Raw genomic sequence first — 15,601 nt, 5'->3', positions numbered from 1 at the left:
GGAAAACCCTCTGAGCACAAAGCTTTAACAACAAACACCCACGAGACATGACCAACTACAACCACTGGTTCATCCGCGCCCGCCTCAAGACGCGGCAGCTGCTCCTGCTGGTGGCGCTGGCGGAGGAAGGCAACATCCACCGCGCGGCCCAGGTGCTCAACATGACGCAGCCCGCGGCTTCCAAGCTGCTGAAGGACCTGGAAGACGTGCTGGAGGTGCCGCTGTTCGACCGGCTGCCGCGCGGCATGCGGCCCACCTGGTACGGCGAAACCATGATCCGCCATGCCCGCGTGGCGCTGGCCAGCCTGAACCAGGCGCACGACGAACTCACCGCGCTCAAGGCCGGCCGCTTCGGCCAGGTGGGCGTGGGCGCCATCACCGCGCCGGGCCTCACGCTGATGCCGCCCGCGGTGGCGATGGTGAAGCGCGAGCAGCCCGACCTGCGCGTGTCGCTCGAGATCGAGACCAGCGCGGTGCTGATCGAGCGTCTCGAGCAGGGCAAGCTCGACATCCTGGTGGCGCGGCTCTTCGCCGAGCACGACAAGTCGCAGCTGCGCTACGAGGCGCTGGCCGAGGAGCCGGTGTGCGCGCTGGTGCGCCCCGGCCATCCGCTGCTGGGCGTGAGCGGCCTCACGCTGCGCGACGTGGTGGGCGCCGGCTGGATCGTGCCGCCCGCGGGCAGCGTGCTGCGCCACCGCTTCGAGCTGATGTTCCAGGAGGAAGGCCTGGTGCCGCCGAACAACATCATCGAGAGCTCGGCCCTGCTCTTCATCACGCGCATGCTGCAGCAGAGCGACATGGTGGCCGTGCTCGCGACCGACGTGGCGCGCTACTACGCCGCGCACGGCATCGTGTCGCTGCTGCCGCTGGACATGCCCTGCCACATGGACGCCTTCGGCATCATCACGCGCACCGACCGGCTGCCGTCGCCGGCCGCCAAGGTGATGATGAAGGCGCTGAAGACCGCGAGCCTCAGCGTCTACGGCCGCAAGCTGGAGATGGATTGATCAGGTCCAGCCCGCGTCCACGGTGAACTCCTGCGCGGTGCACATCTTCGCGTCGTCCGACGCCAGGAACAGCACCATGCGCGCGATGTCCTCGGGCATCAGCTTGTCGGGCAGGCACTGGTTGCGCTTGAGCGATTGCTCGCCCTCGTCGTCGAGCCAGAGCTGCACCTGCCGCTCCGTCATCACCCAGCCGGGCGAGACGGTGTTGATGCGGATGCGGTCGCGGCCCAGCTCCACCGCAAGGCCGCGCGTGAGGCCGTTGACCGACGACTTGGCAATCGCATAGCAGGGGTAGCCCGAGCCCTTGGTCTGCCAGCCCGTGGAGCCCAGGTTGACCACCGAGCCGAAGCCCAGCCGCCGCATGCCCGGCACCACCGACTGGATCGCGAACAGCGCGGGCCGCTCGTTGATGGCCATGCGGTTGTCGTAGTAGTCGGGCGTGACCGATTCGAGCGTGTGGCGGTCGTCGCTCGCCACGTTGTTGACCAGCACGGCAAAGTCGCCGAGCTCGGCGGCCGCATCGGCAATGGCTTTCTGCAGCGCGCCGATGTCGCGCACGTCGCAGGCGCGCCACCACGGCGCGACATGGCCTTCCTCTGCGATGCGCTGCGCGAGCGCGGCGCTGGCGCCTTCGGCAATGTCGACGAAGGCCACGCGTGCGCCCTGCGCGGCGAACGCGGCCACAATCGCCGCGCCAATGCCGCTGCCGCCGCCGGTGACGAACACCGTGCGTCCCTTCAGGGTGGGATGGATCGAAAGCTGCGGGGAATCCTTCAAGATGGGTGTCTCCAGAGAGCTGGCGGTGACATTGCAAAATCAATATCACTTGATGCCAAATAGTTTGGTTTCTATTATCAATATGCCTTGATACGATCCGCCGCGTCAAGGACAGAGACAACAAAGGCGCAAAACAGATGACCCAGACCGGCCGCACCGCATCCGCTCCCACGCCCCTTGGCGTGCCATCGATCCTCGGCCAGCCCGAGTGCCTGTGGCCCGCGGGCGCCACGCTCGGCGAGGGCACGCTGTGGTCGCCGCGCGAACGGGGGCTCTACTGGATCGACATCCTCGAAAGCCGGCTGTACCGCCTCGACCCGGCCAGCGGCGCGCGCCGCAGCTGGCAGTTCGACGAGGAAATCACCGCGCTGGCCGAGCGCGCCGATGCGCCGGGGCTGATCGTCACGATGCGCCGCGGTTTCGCCTTCTTCGATCCCGCGGTGGATGCGGCGCCGCGCTACCTGCACCAGCCCGAACCCGACCGGCCCGGCAACCGCTTCAACGACGGCAAGTGCGACCGCCAGGGCCGCTTCTGGGGCGGCACCATGGACTTCGATTGCGTGGCGCCGACCGGCGCGCTCTACCGCTTCGACGCCGATGGCCGCTGCACGCGCCACGACGACGGCTTTGCCGTGACCAACGGGCCGACCTGGTCGCTCGACGAGCGCACGATGTACTTCAACGCCACGGTCGAAGGCTGCGTGTATGCCTACGACTTCGACAGCGCAGCCGGCACCGTGGGCAACAAGCGCGTATGGCTTCGCTTCGCCGAGGGCGACGGCCTGCCCGACGGCATGACGACCGACGCGGCCGGCCGCCTCTGGATTGCGCGCTGGGGCGGCCATTGCGTGAGCTGCCACGACCCGGTGAGCGGCGCCGAGCTGTGCCGCATCGAACTGCCCGCGAGCAACGTCACGGACTGCGCCTTCGGCGGCGAGGAGCTGTGCACGCTCTACATCAGCACCGCGCGCAGCGGGCTCACGGCCGAGCAGCTCGAGGCCGAGCCGCTGGCCGGCGGGTTGTTCGCGGTGCGCATCGGCAGCCCCGGCCTGCTTGCGGCCGAATTCGGCACCGCAGCGGCCGTCAAAGCCTAGGCCAATGTGCCGAAGCGGTGCAGCGTGCTGCTGCTGAACACTTCTCCCGGCCGCAGCACCGTCGAAGGAAAGTCCGGCTGGTTCGGCGAATCGGGACAGTGCTGCGTTTCCAGGCACAGCCCGGCGCCGCGCCGCAAGCTCTCGCCATCGGCGCCGCGCAGGCTGCCGTCGAGGAAGTTGCCCGAATAGAACTGCACCGCCGGCTCGGTCGTGTGCACCTCCATCACGCGCCCTGACGGCGCGTGTTCGAGCCGCGCCGCCAGCGCGAGGCCGGCAGGCTCGCGGTCGAGCACCCAGTTGTGGTCGTAGCCGCCGGCAATGCGCAATTGCTCGTGCTGCGCATCGATGCGCTCGCCGATCGGCGTGGCCGCGCGAAAGTCGAACGGCGTTCCGGCCACAGTCGCGAGGCCGAGGGGAATCAGGCCTGCATCGACCGGGCAGTAGCGGCTCGCGGGAATCGTGAGCCGATGGTCCAGCACCGCGCCCTCGCCGGCCAGGTTGAAGTAGTCGTGGTGGCTCAGGTTCAGCACCGTGGGCCGGTCGGTCACGGCGCGGTAGTCGATGCGCCAGGTGTTCTCGGTGCGGCTGAGCGCGTAGCGCACCGTCACCTGCACTTCGCCCGGAAAACCTTCTTCGCCGTCGGCGCTGGTGTAGCGAAGCTCGATCGCAATGTCGCCCGCCGCGCTGTCCGCCGTCACCGGCTCGATCTGCCAGAAGCGCGTGCCGAAGCCCCGGTGCCCGCCGTGCAGCGAGTTGGCGCCGTTGTTCAGCGGGAGCTGGTGCGCAACGCCATCGAGCGTGAAGCGGCCACCCGCGATCCGGTTCGCATAGCGCCCGACGATGGTGCCCAGGTGCGGATGCGGGCCCAGGTAGTCCGCAAGGCTCGGCAGGCCGAGCACGATGTTGCCGCTGCGGCCATGGCGGTCCGGCACGCGCAATGCGGTGACGATGCCGCCGTGGTTGATGGCGCCGAGGCGCAGGCCAAGGCCGTTGTCCAGGGTGTATTCGGTCACGACGCGGCCGTCGGGCATGCGGCCGAATTCGCGGGTGGTGATGCTGCTGTTCATCGGCGGTGCTTCCAGTAGGCAATGAGCCCGGAGAGATAGTGCTCCACGTCGTCGATGCGCACGCGGAAGCTGTGGTGCTTGATGAAGAACGAACCGGCAATGCGGTCCGGGTTGCGGAAGAACATCGCGAGCTCGGGCCAGAAGTAGCCGTTGGCCAGGTAGCGCGCGCGGTGCTCGAGCGCGCGGTCGAACTTGGCGCGGTCGAAGCCTTCGAGCAGCGGGCGCAACGCGGGGTCGGCGGCCAGGCGCTCCACCATCTCGCGCGCGGCCATCATCAGCTCGAGCAGGGTCGGGAAGGTGGTGATGCGCTCCAGCACGAAGTCCAGGTAGTCGGCCACGTTGCGCAGGCCGAACTGGTAGTAGCGCGTTTCAGGCCGAAAGCGCGTGAGCTCGTTGACGCAGTAGCTCAGCCAGTGGTCGTGCGCGCGCCAGTGCTCGGCGGCAATGAAATGCTCGAAGGCCTTCTCGACGACGGCGAGCCATCGCTCGTCGCGCGTGAGCCCGTACAGGCGCATCAGGCCGAAGGCGGCCTCGCCGTCGTAGTAGATGACGCGGAACGCATCCTTCACCTCGAGCGAGGGGTAGTTGAGCACGTGCACGAAGCGCCCGCTGGCCGGGTCCTGCATGGCCTGGATGCCGAGCGCGAGCTGCTCCATCAGCGGCAGGTACTGCGGATCGCCCGTGAGCTCCGTGTACTTGACCAGCGCCAGCAGGCACACCGCGCTGCCGCCGAGCTTGATCTCGTCGCCGATGTCCAGCAGGTAGGCCGCGCGCGTGCCATCCGGCAGTTCGGCCTGGCGGATCAGCCGCTTCGTCAAGAGCGACAGCGAGCGGTCGATGGCCGCCTTCTGGCTGTCGCTGCGGGTCAGCTCCCAGGCCTCGAGCAGCGCATAGGTCGAGCTCGCGTGGCGCAGCGTGTTGTAGGTGGGAATCGCGCGGTCGAAGCACGGGAACCAGCCGTAGTGGAACTCGCCCGTGGGCTTGATCTGCGCCGCGAGATAGTCGCTCGCGCTGTCCACGAGGCTGCGCACCTGGCCGGCGTCCCACGCGGGCAGCGTGCGGTAGCCCGCCGCCTGCCCCTTGGGGGTGATCGGCCACGCGCCTTCGGCGTCGGCATAGGCCGCGCGCGTGGTGAAGCACCACACCGGCGCCGCGTCGTCCTGCGGAAAATCGAGCTCGGCACCGAAGCGCCGCTTCGCATGAAGGCGCAGGTTGCCCGGATTGGGCTCGGCATGGCCCACCGTGCCGTTGTAGAAGACGGCGCTGCCGTTGATCTCCGGTGCGAGCAGCGCCACGTCGAACTTCGCGTCGAAGGACACGCCCTGGTTGAAGTAGTTGCGCTTGGTGCGCGCCAGGCGGGCCTTCAGCGCCCCCCAGTTCATGGGCTCGACCTGGTCGACGAGTTCCACGCGCACGCGACGCGGCTGCATGCCGATGCGCTGCGCGAGCGCAAGGGCTGCATCGCTGGCCTGTTGCCAGGCCTGCTCGGCGCTTTCGGCGCGCCCGGCGACCACGCGCGCGCGGCTCGCGCCGTCGCCCATCGCAATCAGCACCACGCAGCCGGCCTCGGGCGTGGCGGCGGCGCCGGGCAGCGTGCCGTCCGGGGCTGCCAGGATCTGCCTGGCGCGGTTCAACAGATCCATGGGGAGCGTCGGTTCTTGGGTCATGCAGGCGCGAATGATGACAGGGCGCGCGGCCTGCGCAAACCAGCGGCCGTGAACCGCAGGGCCGGCGCGGCATGGCGGCACTTGCTCGCGGCAGCGGCGCCCTGGAGCTACCCCAGCTGCGGCGCCACGCGCTGACCCGTTGCCAGCGCACGATAGAAGTAAGTGGTATCGCACGGCGCGCCGCCGGGCAGCAGCGCATAGCCCGGAATCACGCCGACGCGGGTCCAGCCGAGCCGGGCATAGAGCCGCTCGGCCTCGGCGCTGGAGGTGTCGAGCACGAGCAGGGTCTTTCCGTGCTCATGCGCGAGCTGCTCGGCGGCCTGCATCAGCAGTGCGCCGATGCCCTGGCGCCTGGCGCGCCGGTGCACGAGCATCTTCGAGACCTCGGCACGGTGCGGCTGGTTCTCGGGCTGCCCGAGCACCAGCTGCACGGTGCCGAAGATGCCTTGCGCATCTTCGGCCACCAGCAGCGCGCGCTCGCCGCTTGCCACGCCTTCGGCCACGCGGTGCCAGAAGGCCTGGGCGCGCTCGGGCGTGAGCGGCAGCATGAAGCTGACCGAGGCGCCGCCTTCGACGCAGTCGACGAGCACGTCGGCCAGCTGCCGGACATGCGCGCCGTCGACGCTGGAGAGCGCGCGGATGCGTGGCGTGGGGGCTGCTGCGGGTTGTGTCATGTCATCTCCAGGAAGAGGGCGAGGTGGCGATCACGACGGCATAGCGCGCGATCTGCCGCGTGGGGTTGTAGTAGCTGGTGGGACGGTCGAGCACCAGCGCCAGGCAGTCGCCCGCGGAGAGCCGGTGGCGGTCGTCGCCGAGCGTGACCTCGATGGTTCCTTCGAGCACCCACACCTGCTGGTGAACCTGCGGTTCCCGCGCGCCGGTTTCGTAGGCCACGCGCGCCTTGGGCGGAAAAAGAATCTCGACGATGTGGATCGGCGATGCGGAGCCGCCGGGCGACACGTTCCGGCGCACATAGCCCGAATGCGGATCGCGCCATTGCGGCTGGTCGGCCAGCCGGGACACCGGCCCCGATGCGGGCACCGGCGCCTCGAACAGCGACGCCAGCGGAACGCCGAGGCCGGTTGCAAGTTTTTCGAGCAGCACCGCCGTGGGGCTGCTTTCGCCACGTTCGATGAGCGAGATCATCGAGCGGCTGACGCCGCAATGCGCCGCCAGCGCATCGAGCGAAAGGCCGCGGTCGGCGCGCAGGTCCCGCACGCGCTGCGCGATGCGGTCGTTGAGGCTGGGTGGCTGGTTTTCCATGATGCCGGAGGAATATCCAACATCATGGAGGGCAAGTCAAGGCGAGCTATCGACCGGCTTGAGCGTCCTGGCCGTCTTTCGGCCTCGATGACGCCTCCCACGAATCGGGCGTGGTCGCGACCAGTTCCTTGAGGTTGGACCAGGGCTTTGCGCCCGGCACGGTGGTGCCGCCCGTGATCGCCACCTTCGCGAAGGCGACCATCCGCTCGCGCAGGTACTGCCTGTCGCTCTCGGGCCAGGTCTCGATCGAATGGGGTGCGCGGGCCACCACGATTTCGCGTGCGCCGGGAATGCGGTCATAGGCGGCCACGGTGCCTTCCAGTGTTTCGGCGCGGTCCCACAGGCCCTTGCCGAAGAAGGCGGCCGGCCACTTGTGCATGCCCGCGAGCGGCGCCGAGTTCGGATAAAAAAGGATGTGATGGTCCGCCGCCATGCCGCCAAGAAACAGGTTGCGGTCGGCCAGGTCGGGCGATGCGGGCAGGTAGCCCGCGCCGCTCGCGAAGGACGCCAACAAAATGGCGCCCTTGATGTTCGCAAGCCCCTTGGGCGGCCGGCATTCGGGCACCGGCATGTCGTAGCTGCACGCGCCCGAAAAGTTCCTGGCCATGGCCCAGGCCGTCGACATCGAGCCGCGCGAATAGCCGCCGAGCAGGATCGGAATGCGGGTCGACTTCATGCCGCCCAGCAGCTTGCCGGCCGCCTCGCGGCCTTCGAGCACGCGGCCGTCCGGCGTGAGCAGCCGCAGGCCGTCGCCGCTGTCGAACTGCGCGAGCACGCGGAAGACGTCCTCGCCCTGCTCCAGCGTGTGGGTGTCGCTGAATCCGCCGGAGATACCCTCGCCGCGCCGGTCGTAGGCCAGCACGTCGAAGCCCGCCTGGCGGAGTGCATCGAGGTTCTCTCGCCACCAGCGCTGGCCCATGGTCTCTGTGGTGGCGTTCGGAAATTTGATGTCGACCGCCCGGCCCGTGGCCGGGTCGATGCGGTAGGGCTTTTCGTCGGGATGCTGGATCGCGGTGAGCTGCCCGCCGCCGCCCGGCGCCATGACCGCCAGCGCGCGCATCCTGCCGCCCTTGCCATCGTCGACGCCGCGGCCTTCGATGTACCAGCCGCGCAGCTTGACCGGATCGGCCATCTTGAGGTCGATGCGCTCGAAGCTGTCGCGCGGCACGGTGAACTCGACCACGAAGGTGCTGGCATCGGCGCGCGCAATCGCCTCGGCATAGGGCGCCTTGGCGAAGAAGGCCGGGCGCCGGATCTGCCGCAGGTCGACGGCGCCCTCGGGGTCGATCTTGCCGGAGGGATCGACCACGCCGGTCGAACGCGTCGCGCGCGCCTTGTTCGGCGGCAGCCAGCGCTGCATCTGCGCATCGATGCGCGCAAAGCAGGCGGCATCGGCCTTGCAGGTGCGCCAGCGCTCCTTCAGGCGCGCATCGGTGAATTCGTCGACGTAATAGTCGCTTCCGGCATAGCCCGCGGGCGGACGGTAGGCGTTGACGCCGAGCGGCACGCAGACGGTGCGGCCGTCGGGTTGCGGCAGGCGGTAGCCGGGCAGCTCTTGGTTGCGGTCGACGCCCACCCATGCGCGGCAATCGGTGGGAGGCGGCTCCGCCCTCGTGCTTCTGGATGAAAGGGCATTGCCGTGCGAAGAGCAGCCGCCGATGGCCAGGGCCGCCGCGAGCACCGCGCCGGCGGCTGCGCCCATGCGAGAGAAGGTGCGCATGTTCCTGCCTCCTTTCGATCCCGCGCCCCGCGCGGTTCCATCGCTACAACAGCATGAAGGCCGCCGCGGCCACCAGCGTAGGCCCGAGCGCGCCCAGCAGCAGTCCGCCGGCGCCGATCGTCTCGTCGGAGAAGCCGCGCTTGAGCAGCGCGACGCCCGCGGGATTGGGCGCATTGGCAATCACCGTCAGGCCGCCGCCGGCCACTGCGCCGGCCACGAGCATGTACTTCGATTCGTCCGAGATGTTCGTGATCAGCGAGCCCAGGTAGGTGAGCGCCGCGTTGTCGGTGATGGCGGTGAGGCCCAGCGCGCTGAAGAACAGGGCCAGCGGCTCCAGGCTGGAAACCACCGGCTCCAGCCACCAGCGCTGCATGCCGCCAAGCACGACCAGGCCGGCAAGGAAGAAACCGACCAGAAGTGCTTCCTTGATGATCAGCGGACTCTGGTGGCGTTCGTAGGCCTGCGTGAACCCGAGGAACATCAGGAAGAGTCCGAGGAATGCCACCGGATGATGGGCGAACAGCACGATGCCGGCCAGCAGGACCAGGTGGGTCAGGGCCACGGCAGGTGGCACGGGCGCTTCGGCGAGCGCCGCGTCCGCGGCCGATGCCGCGGGCAGGTGCTTGCGCAGCACGAAGGTGGCCACGGTGGCGTTGACGAGCACGGCCACGGCCGCCTTCCAGCCGAAGGTGGCGAGCATGAAGGCGCTGTCCCACTGCCAGGTCGAGGCCACCATGAGCACGGGCGGCGCGGCGTAGGAAGTGAGCGTGCCGCCGATCGACACATTGACGAACAGCACGCCCAGGGCGAGGTACTTCACCGCTTCGGGCACCTTCGTCCTGAAGATCTGGGGCGCGAGCATGAGCGCTGCAATGGTCATGGCCGCGGGCTCGGTGATGAGCGAGCCCAGCAGCGGAACGGCTGCCAGCCCGAGCCATGCCGCTGCAACGGGCGTGGGCAGCGGCAGCACGCGCGCAATGATGCTCACGCCCGACATGACCGTGCGCAGCACGGGCCGGGAGGCGGCAACCACCATCACGACGAAGACGAACAGGGGTTCGGTGTAGTTGCGCGACTCCGCATAGCCGAGCGCGTCGTCGCCTCCGACCAGCAGGGCCATGGCAAGAACGAGCACGATGGCCCAGAACCCGAAGACGACTTCCACCTCGCCCAGCAGGTGGAACAGGCCGGCGTGCCGGGGAAAGCGGTGCGACAGCCGCTCGAACTGCTTGACGGCAAAGGTGTGAAGGAGCGCCACGGCGAAGATGGCTGCGGCAACGTACTGGATGGTGGACTCTTGCATGGGGAGGGATGACGTGACTGATCCGCGTGGCGGCCCGACCATCGCATGAACCTGCGGCGCCGCAAACAAGAAGCAAGCGGCCCCGCACCCAGCCCCAGTTTAACGGGGCGCGCAACAACGCAAGCTGCGCCCGCTAAGGCTGCTGCAGGCGCTGCAGCATCTCGGCGCTCGGATAGCCGTCCGCGGGCAGGCCGACGCTGCGCTGGTAGCGGCGCAGTCCCTCGCGCGTGGCGGGGCCCATGACGCCATCGGCCGCACCGGTGGCAAAGCCGCGCTGGGTGAGCGCGGTCTGCAGCTCGGCGATCTGGCTGCGCGAGAGCGCCGCCAGGTTCCTCGGCCATGGCGCCTGCACGTCGGGGCCGCCGCCGAGGCGCTGCGCGAGCAGGCCCACGGCGAGCGCGTAGTTGGTCGAGTTGTTGTAGCGCAGCACGGCGCGGAAGTTCGGCCCGACCAGGAAGGCCGGCCCCTGCGCGCCCGCGGGCAGCAGCACCGAGCCGTCGGCAAACTCCGGCAGCGGCTGGCCGTCCATGGTCGTGATTCCCTCGGCCGCCCACTGCGCACTCGGCTGGCGCACGGCCATGTCGGCGCGGCCGTAGTCGAAGCCCGCCGGCAGCCTCACCTCCACGCCCCACGGCATGCCGGCCTGCCAGCCCGAGCGCGAGAGAAAGTTGGCCGTCGAAGCCACCACGTCAGGCATGCTGCCCCAGATGTCGCGCCGCCCGTCGCCGTCGGCATCCACCGCGTAGGCCAGGAAGTTCGACGGCAGGAACTGCGTCTGGCCCATGGCGCCCGCCCAGGAGCCGATCATGCGGTCGCGCGCGATGTCGCCGCTGTCGAGGATCTTCAGCGCCGCGAGCAGTTCGCGGCGCGCCCAGTCTTCGCGCCTTCCCTCGAAGCCGAGCGTGGCCAGCGCGTCGACGACCGGGGTGCTGCCGTAGTTGCCGCCGTAGTTGCTTTCCATGCCCCAGATGGCGACGACGATGGTGCCCGGCACGCCGTAGCGCGCGGCGGCCGCGGCGGTTTCGGCGCGCACCTGCTGCAGCTTGTCCTGGCCCGTGGCAATGCGCTGGGGCGAGACGGTGTTGTCGAGATAGTCCCAGACCGTGCGCGTGAACTCGGGCTGGGCACGGTCCAGCTCGATCACCCGCGGAAGAAACTGCACCTGGTCGAATGCGCTTTGCAAGGTGGCCTCGCGGATGCCGGATGCACGCGCGGTGGCACGGAAGTCTGCGACCCATTTGGCGAAGCGCTGCTGCTCGAGCGCGGCAGCGTCAGGGGCTGCGGGCGTGGGCGCAGGCGCAGTTGCAGGCCCCGCTCCCGCTGTAGAGCCGGGCGGCTGCGACGCTGGCCCGGGCGGTGTGGAAGCGCAGCCCGCGACAAGCGCCGCGATGGCTGCGGCCACAAGGGCGGGCCTGATGGTGGACTGCAGGAATGAGGTGCTGCTGGCTGGATGCATCAGCGGATTCTCACCCGTGCGGCACGGCGGCAAGCCGTTCTCACGCGCCGACGCGCCCCTTTCCTACAGCCGCGGTGGGCGGGCAGGCGAGCATGGGCCGTCAGCAGCAGCGAACTCCCGCGGCTCGCATCTCAAGGGGACAGTGATGCCACATCAAACCTACGCCGCATGCATCGAGGCGTGCAACGGCTGCGCCACCGCATGCCATCACTGCGCCGCATCCTGCCTGAAGGAACCCGACGTCCAGATGATGGCCCGGTGCATCGCGCTCGACATGGATTGCGCGGCCGCCTGCCAGTTTGCCGCTGCCGCCATGGCGCGCGGCAGCGAACACGCGAAGGCCATCTGCGCGCTGTGCGCCGGCATCTGCGAAACCTGCGGCGAAGAATGCGCCAGGCACAGGCACGAACACTGCCAGGCCTGCGCCAAGGCATGCCGCGATTGCGCGGCCGCGTGCCGCGCCATGGCGCACTGAACGGCTGCGACGGATCATGCGTGCGGCTATGCCTTGCCGGACGCCATCTGCTGCGTGAATGAAAGCGCCAGGAAATCGACGAAGGCCCGCACGCGCGCGGCCAGCTGGTGCCGCTGCGGATATACCGCGTAGATGTCCGCATCGGGCGTGAAGTACTGCGGCAGCACCTGCACCAGGCGGCCGTTGCGCAGGTAGCGGTTGATGTCCCACTCCGCCCGCATCAGGATGCCGTGGCCTTCGAGCGCCCAGTTCACGGCGATCTCGCCGTCGTTGGTCGCGAGGCTGCCGCGCGTCTTGACCGATTCGGTGCGCGCATGGCGGCCTCGGCCGCTCGTCAGGCGCCAGACGCCATAGGCTTCCTCGCCCTGGCGGATACCGATGCAGTTGTGCCTGGCCAGGTCGTTCGGAACCTTCGGCATGCCGCGCGCCGCCAGGTAGGCGGGCGATGCGCACAGCAGCCGGCGATTCGATGCGATGTGCCTTGCCACCACGCGGCTGTCCGGCGGCGCGCCGAAGCGCACGCAAACGTCGAACAGGTCTTCGCTCGGTGCCGGCGGGTTGACCGACAGCTGCAGCTGCACCTCCACGGCCGGATGCTTGCGCACGAAGCGCGAGATCAGCGGCGCCACATGGCTGCGTCCGAAGCCCAGCGTGGCGTTCACGCGCAGCAGGCCGCGGGGCGTGGCGCGCGACACGCCCAGCAGCTCCTCCATGCCGTCGATCTCGCCGAGGATGCGGCGCGCGTGCTCCAGGTACAGCTCGCCTTCGGGCGTGAGGCTCATGCGGCGCGTCGAACGGTTGACCAGCAGCACGCCCGCGCGCGATTCCATCAGCGCCAGGTGCTTGCTGACCGCGGGTGTGGTGATGCCCAGTTCCCGCGCCGCGGCGCTCAGGCTGCCGGCGCTGGCCAGGGTGGAAAAGAAGCCGAGATCGGCCGGAAGGATGGCGCTGCTCATCGTGGCCCTACTGTTGAATCCAGGTTAACGATGGCTTCACTTTAGCGCCGATTCCGCGGGCTCCTGCTTCTTACAGTGGAAGCTCCTTTTCAACCTTCCGCGAACATCGCCATGAAGACATACAAGATCGCAACCATTCCCGGAGACGGCATCGGCAAGGAAGTCGTGCCCGCGGGCCAGAAAGTGCTCGAAGCATTGGCCTCGGCCGGCAGCAGCTTCAAGTTCGAGTTCGAGAACTTCGGCTGGGGCGGCGACCACTACCGCGGACACGGCGTGATGATGCCGGCCGATGGCCTCGACGCGCTGCGCGGCAAGGACGCGATCCTGTTCGGCTCGGCCGGCGATCCGCACATTCCCGACCACATCACGCTCTGGGGCCTGCGCCTGAAGATCTGCCAGGGCTTCGACCAGTACGCCAACGTGCGCCCGACGCGCATCCTGCCCGGCATCGACGGCCCGCTCAAGCGCTGCGGCCCGGACGACCTGAACTGGGTCATCGTGCGCGAGAACTCCGAGGGCGAATACGCCGGCGTCGGCGGCCGCGTGCACCAGGGCCATCCGATCGAAGCCGCCACCGACGTGTCGATGATGACCCGCGCCGGCGTCGAACGCATCATGCGCTTCGCCTTCAGGCTGGCACAGTCGCGCCCCCGCAAGCTGCTCACGGTCATCACCAAGAGCAACGCCCAGCGCCACGCGATGGTGATGTGGGACGAGATCGCGCTGCAGGTCTCGAAGGAGTTTCCCGATGTGACCTGGGACAAGGAACTGGTCGACGCATCGACCGCGCGCATGATCAACCGGCCGGCCTCGCTCGACACCATCGTCGCGACCAACCTGCATGCCGACATCCTGAGCGACCTGGCCGCCGCGCTCGCGGGCAGCCTGGGCATCGCCCCCACCGGCAACATCGACCCCGAGCGGCGCTACCCGTCGATGTTCGAGCCGATCCACGGCTCCGCCTTCGACATCATGGGCAAGGGGCTGGCCAATCCGGTCGGCACCTTCTGGTCGGTCGTGATGATGCTGGAGCACCTGGGCGAGGCCGAGGCCGCCCGGCGCGTCATGCTGGCCGTCGAAGCCGTGACGGCCGACCCCGCGCTGCACACGCGCGATCTCGGCGGCCGTGCCACCACGGCGCAGGTCACGCAGGCCGTGTGCGCGCGGCTCGCATGAACAAAACACACGGCACAGACCGTCAGCCAGGAGACAAAGACATGTTGAAGCAACCATTCGCCATCGGGCGCCGCACCCTCGCGGGAACCGCCCTGGCGGCCCTCGGCCTTTGCATCGCGCCCTGGGCCGCCGCCCAGGAGCCATGGCCGGCCAAGCCGATCAGCCTGATCGTGCCCTTCCCTTCCGGCGGCACCACCGACGTGCTGGCCCGCGCGCTCGCCGATGCGCTCTCCAAGGCCCTGGGCCAGCCCGTGATCGTGGAAAGCAAGCCGGGCGCCGGCGCCACGCTAGGCGCCGACTACGTCGCCAAGGCCAGGCCCGATGGCTACACGCTGCTGATGGGCGCGGTGCACCACACCATCGCGACCAGCGTCTACAAGAAGCTGCCCTATGACTTCCAGAAAGACTTCGCGCCCATCACCACGGTGGCGATGGTGCCGAACGTGCTGGTGGTCAATGCGTCGCTCACGCCGGCCAAGTCGGTCGCCGAACTGGTCGCGCTTGCCAGGTCGTCGGCCAAGGAACTGGCCTACGGCTCCAACGGCAACGGCACGGCGCAGCACCTGATCGGCACCCAGTTCCAGGCCAGCACCGGCGCCAGGCTGCTGCACGTGCCGTACAAGGGCAGCGGCCCGCTCACCACCGACCTGCTGGGCGGGCAGGTGGACATGTCCTTCGACACCATCACGCCCGTGCTGCAGCACATCAAGGGCGGCAAGCTGCGCGCGCTGGCCGTCACCACCGCAAAGCGCTCCGCCGTGCTGCCCGAGGTGCCGACGCTCGAAGAGGCCGGGCTCAAGGGCTTCGACATCGGCACCTGGTTCGGCGTGCTCGCGCCGGCGGGAACGCCGAAGGACATCGCCGCGAAGCTCCACACCGAGATGGCCAGGATCATCAGATCGCCGGAGTTCGCCGAACGGATGCGCGCGATCGGCGCCGACCCGATCGGCGACAGCTCCGCCGAGATGGCGGCCCGCATCCGCGAGGAGACGGCGAAGTTCGCGAGGCTGGTCAAGGAAGGCAAGGTCGCGGTCGAGTAGGCCGGATTCACGACGATCTTGTTACTCCCCGCTGCGCTCGCGAGTCCCTAGAGTTGCCTTGCGGCGCCATCCACGGCGCGCCACAAGGAGCCGGCGATGGGCAGCAACAGCAGGAACAGCAGCAAGAACGACCGCGTCGCGCAGGCGCTCGGCATCTATGAAAGCATCGCGGCCTGCAACCAGCGCCTTGCACGCGGCAACGACGTCCACGCGCTCACGGCGGCGCTGATGCTGCCCTGCTACCAGGCCGAGTTCAGGCGCCTGGCGAGCGAGCTGAGCCCTGCGGAGCAGGACGAGTTGAGGCGTGCGCATATCGCGGCTGATACACTTTGAGCGCGTTGTCAGGTGTCCTGGCGCCCCGTGTAAACGGCGGGGTGGCCAGGGTGAAACGGGAAGTCGGTGCGCGGCGGTGGAGAGAACACCGCGCAATGCCGACGCTGCCCCCGCAACGGTAAACGAGTCAAGAAGCAAGACCCCGGGATTCGGTCCCGCGCCACTGTGCCGCGAACGGCATGGGAAGGTGGTCTTTGCTGGAGAGCCGATGGCCCTTCGCTCGTGAGCCCGGAGACCGGCCTGACGACCAGAGCGCATGACCTTGCG

15 protein-coding genes and 1 riboswitch are annotated in these 15,601 nt (G+C 68.9%); of the genes, 6 read left to right on the top strand and 9 right to left on the bottom strand.

Annotated elements, in window-relative coordinates:
* Window positions 1–47: 47 nt before the first annotated feature.
* Window positions 48–1,007, top strand: coding sequence for a LysR family transcriptional regulator (locus EJO66_RS18925; protein WP_125965783.1), 960 nt, complete (start codon window positions 48–50; stop codon window positions 1,005–1,007).
* On the opposite strand, the gene EJO66_RS18920 is transcribed toward EJO66_RS18925, so the two are convergent.
* Entirely contained in the window at window positions 1,008–1,784 is a 777-nt protein-coding gene (locus EJO66_RS18920; protein ID WP_125965782.1) for an SDR family NAD(P)-dependent oxidoreductase, read from the bottom strand.
* Between the two features lie 137 nt (window positions 1,785–1,921).
* Between EJO66_RS18920 and EJO66_RS18915 the strand changes: the two genes are divergently transcribed.
* Window positions 1,922–2,878 (top strand): SMP-30/gluconolactonase/LRE family protein, encoded by a 957-nt coding sequence (locus EJO66_RS18915; protein WP_125965781.1) that lies wholly within the window; start codon window positions 1,922–1,924, stop codon window positions 2,876–2,878.
* Here EJO66_RS18915 and EJO66_RS18910 read toward each other — a convergent pair.
* The 7 genes from EJO66_RS18910 to EJO66_RS18880 form a co-directional block, all read right to left on the bottom strand.
* Window positions 2,875–3,945: an aldose epimerase family protein gene (locus EJO66_RS18910; RefSeq protein ID WP_125965780.1), complete on the bottom strand. Its 1,071-nt coding sequence runs from the start codon at window positions 3,943–3,945 to the stop codon at window positions 2,875–2,877. The genes EJO66_RS18915 and EJO66_RS18910 overlap by 4 nt on opposite strands.
* Window positions 3,942–5,588: a Mur ligase gene (locus EJO66_RS18905; protein ID WP_240648608.1), complete on the bottom strand. Its 1,647-nt coding sequence runs from the start codon at window positions 5,586–5,588 to the stop codon at window positions 3,942–3,944. The genes EJO66_RS18910 and EJO66_RS18905 overlap by 4 nt, the downstream gene beginning before the upstream one ends.
* A 131-nt stretch (window positions 5,589–5,719) precedes the next feature.
* Complete coding sequence (locus tag EJO66_RS18900) at window positions 5,720–6,286, bottom strand: GNAT family N-acetyltransferase (protein ID WP_125965779.1); 567 nt, start codon at window positions 6,284–6,286, stop codon at window positions 5,720–5,722.
* Between the two features lies 1 nt (window position 6,287).
* Window positions 6,288–6,875: a helix-turn-helix domain-containing protein gene (locus tag EJO66_RS18895; RefSeq protein ID WP_125965778.1), complete on the bottom strand. Its 588-nt coding sequence runs from the start codon at window positions 6,873–6,875 to the stop codon at window positions 6,288–6,290.
* A gap of 46 nt (window positions 6,876–6,921) precedes the next feature.
* Window positions 6,922–8,595 (bottom strand): alpha/beta fold hydrolase, encoded by a 1,674-nt coding sequence (locus EJO66_RS18890; protein WP_125965777.1) that lies wholly within the window; start codon window positions 8,593–8,595, stop codon window positions 6,922–6,924.
* A 43-nt stretch (window positions 8,596–8,638) separates the two neighbouring features.
* Window positions 8,639–9,898: a putative Na+/H+ antiporter gene (locus EJO66_RS18885; protein ID WP_124960903.1), complete on the bottom strand. Its 1,260-nt coding sequence runs from the start codon at window positions 9,896–9,898 to the stop codon at window positions 8,639–8,641.
* A gap of 133 nt (window positions 9,899–10,031) precedes the next feature.
* Entirely contained in the window at window positions 10,032–11,354 is a 1,323-nt protein-coding gene (locus EJO66_RS18880) for a lytic murein transglycosylase (protein WP_125965776.1), read from the bottom strand.
* 145 nt (window positions 11,355–11,499) lie between these two features.
* Here EJO66_RS18880 and EJO66_RS18875 point away from each other — a divergent pair, with 145 nt between their 5' ends.
* Window positions 11,500–11,829: a four-helix bundle copper-binding protein gene (locus EJO66_RS18875; protein ID WP_124960901.1), complete on the top strand. Its 330-nt coding sequence runs from the start codon at window positions 11,500–11,502 to the stop codon at window positions 11,827–11,829.
* Window positions 11,830–11,855: 26 nt separating this feature from the next.
* Here EJO66_RS18875 and EJO66_RS18870 read toward each other — a convergent pair whose 3' ends face one another.
* Entirely contained in the window at window positions 11,856–12,785 is a 930-nt protein-coding gene (locus tag EJO66_RS18870) for a LysR substrate-binding domain-containing protein (protein WP_124960900.1), read from the bottom strand.
* Window positions 12,786–12,896: 111 nt separating this feature from the next.
* On the opposite strand from EJO66_RS18870, the gene EJO66_RS18865 reads away from it, so the two are divergent.
* From EJO66_RS18865 to EJO66_RS18855, 3 genes are all read left to right on the top strand, one after another.
* On the top strand, window positions 12,897–13,961 hold the full coding sequence (locus tag EJO66_RS18865; protein WP_125965775.1) for a tartrate dehydrogenase: 1,065 nt from the start codon (window positions 12,897–12,899) through the stop codon (window positions 13,959–13,961).
* A gap of 41 nt (window positions 13,962–14,002) precedes the next feature.
* Entirely contained in the window at window positions 14,003–15,001 is a 999-nt protein-coding gene (locus EJO66_RS18860; RefSeq protein WP_124960898.1) for a Bug family tripartite tricarboxylate transporter substrate binding protein, read from the top strand.
* A 96-nt stretch (window positions 15,002–15,097) separates the two neighbouring features.
* Complete coding sequence (locus EJO66_RS18855; RefSeq protein ID WP_124960897.1) at window positions 15,098–15,334, top strand: hypothetical protein; 237 nt, start codon at window positions 15,098–15,100, stop codon at window positions 15,332–15,334.
* Window positions 15,328–15,592: riboswitch (cobalamin riboswitch) on the top strand. Its footprint overlaps the gene before it by 7 nt.
* The last annotated feature ends 9 nt before the right edge of the window (window positions 15,593–15,601 follow it).

Source organism: Variovorax beijingensis, assembly GCF_003951285.1.
Lineage (GTDB): Bacteria > Pseudomonadota > Gammaproteobacteria > Burkholderiales > Burkholderiaceae_C > Variovorax > Variovorax beijingensis.
Note: the sequence above shows the minus strand (reverse complement) of the source record. Positions and strands in the feature narration are given on the sequence as shown.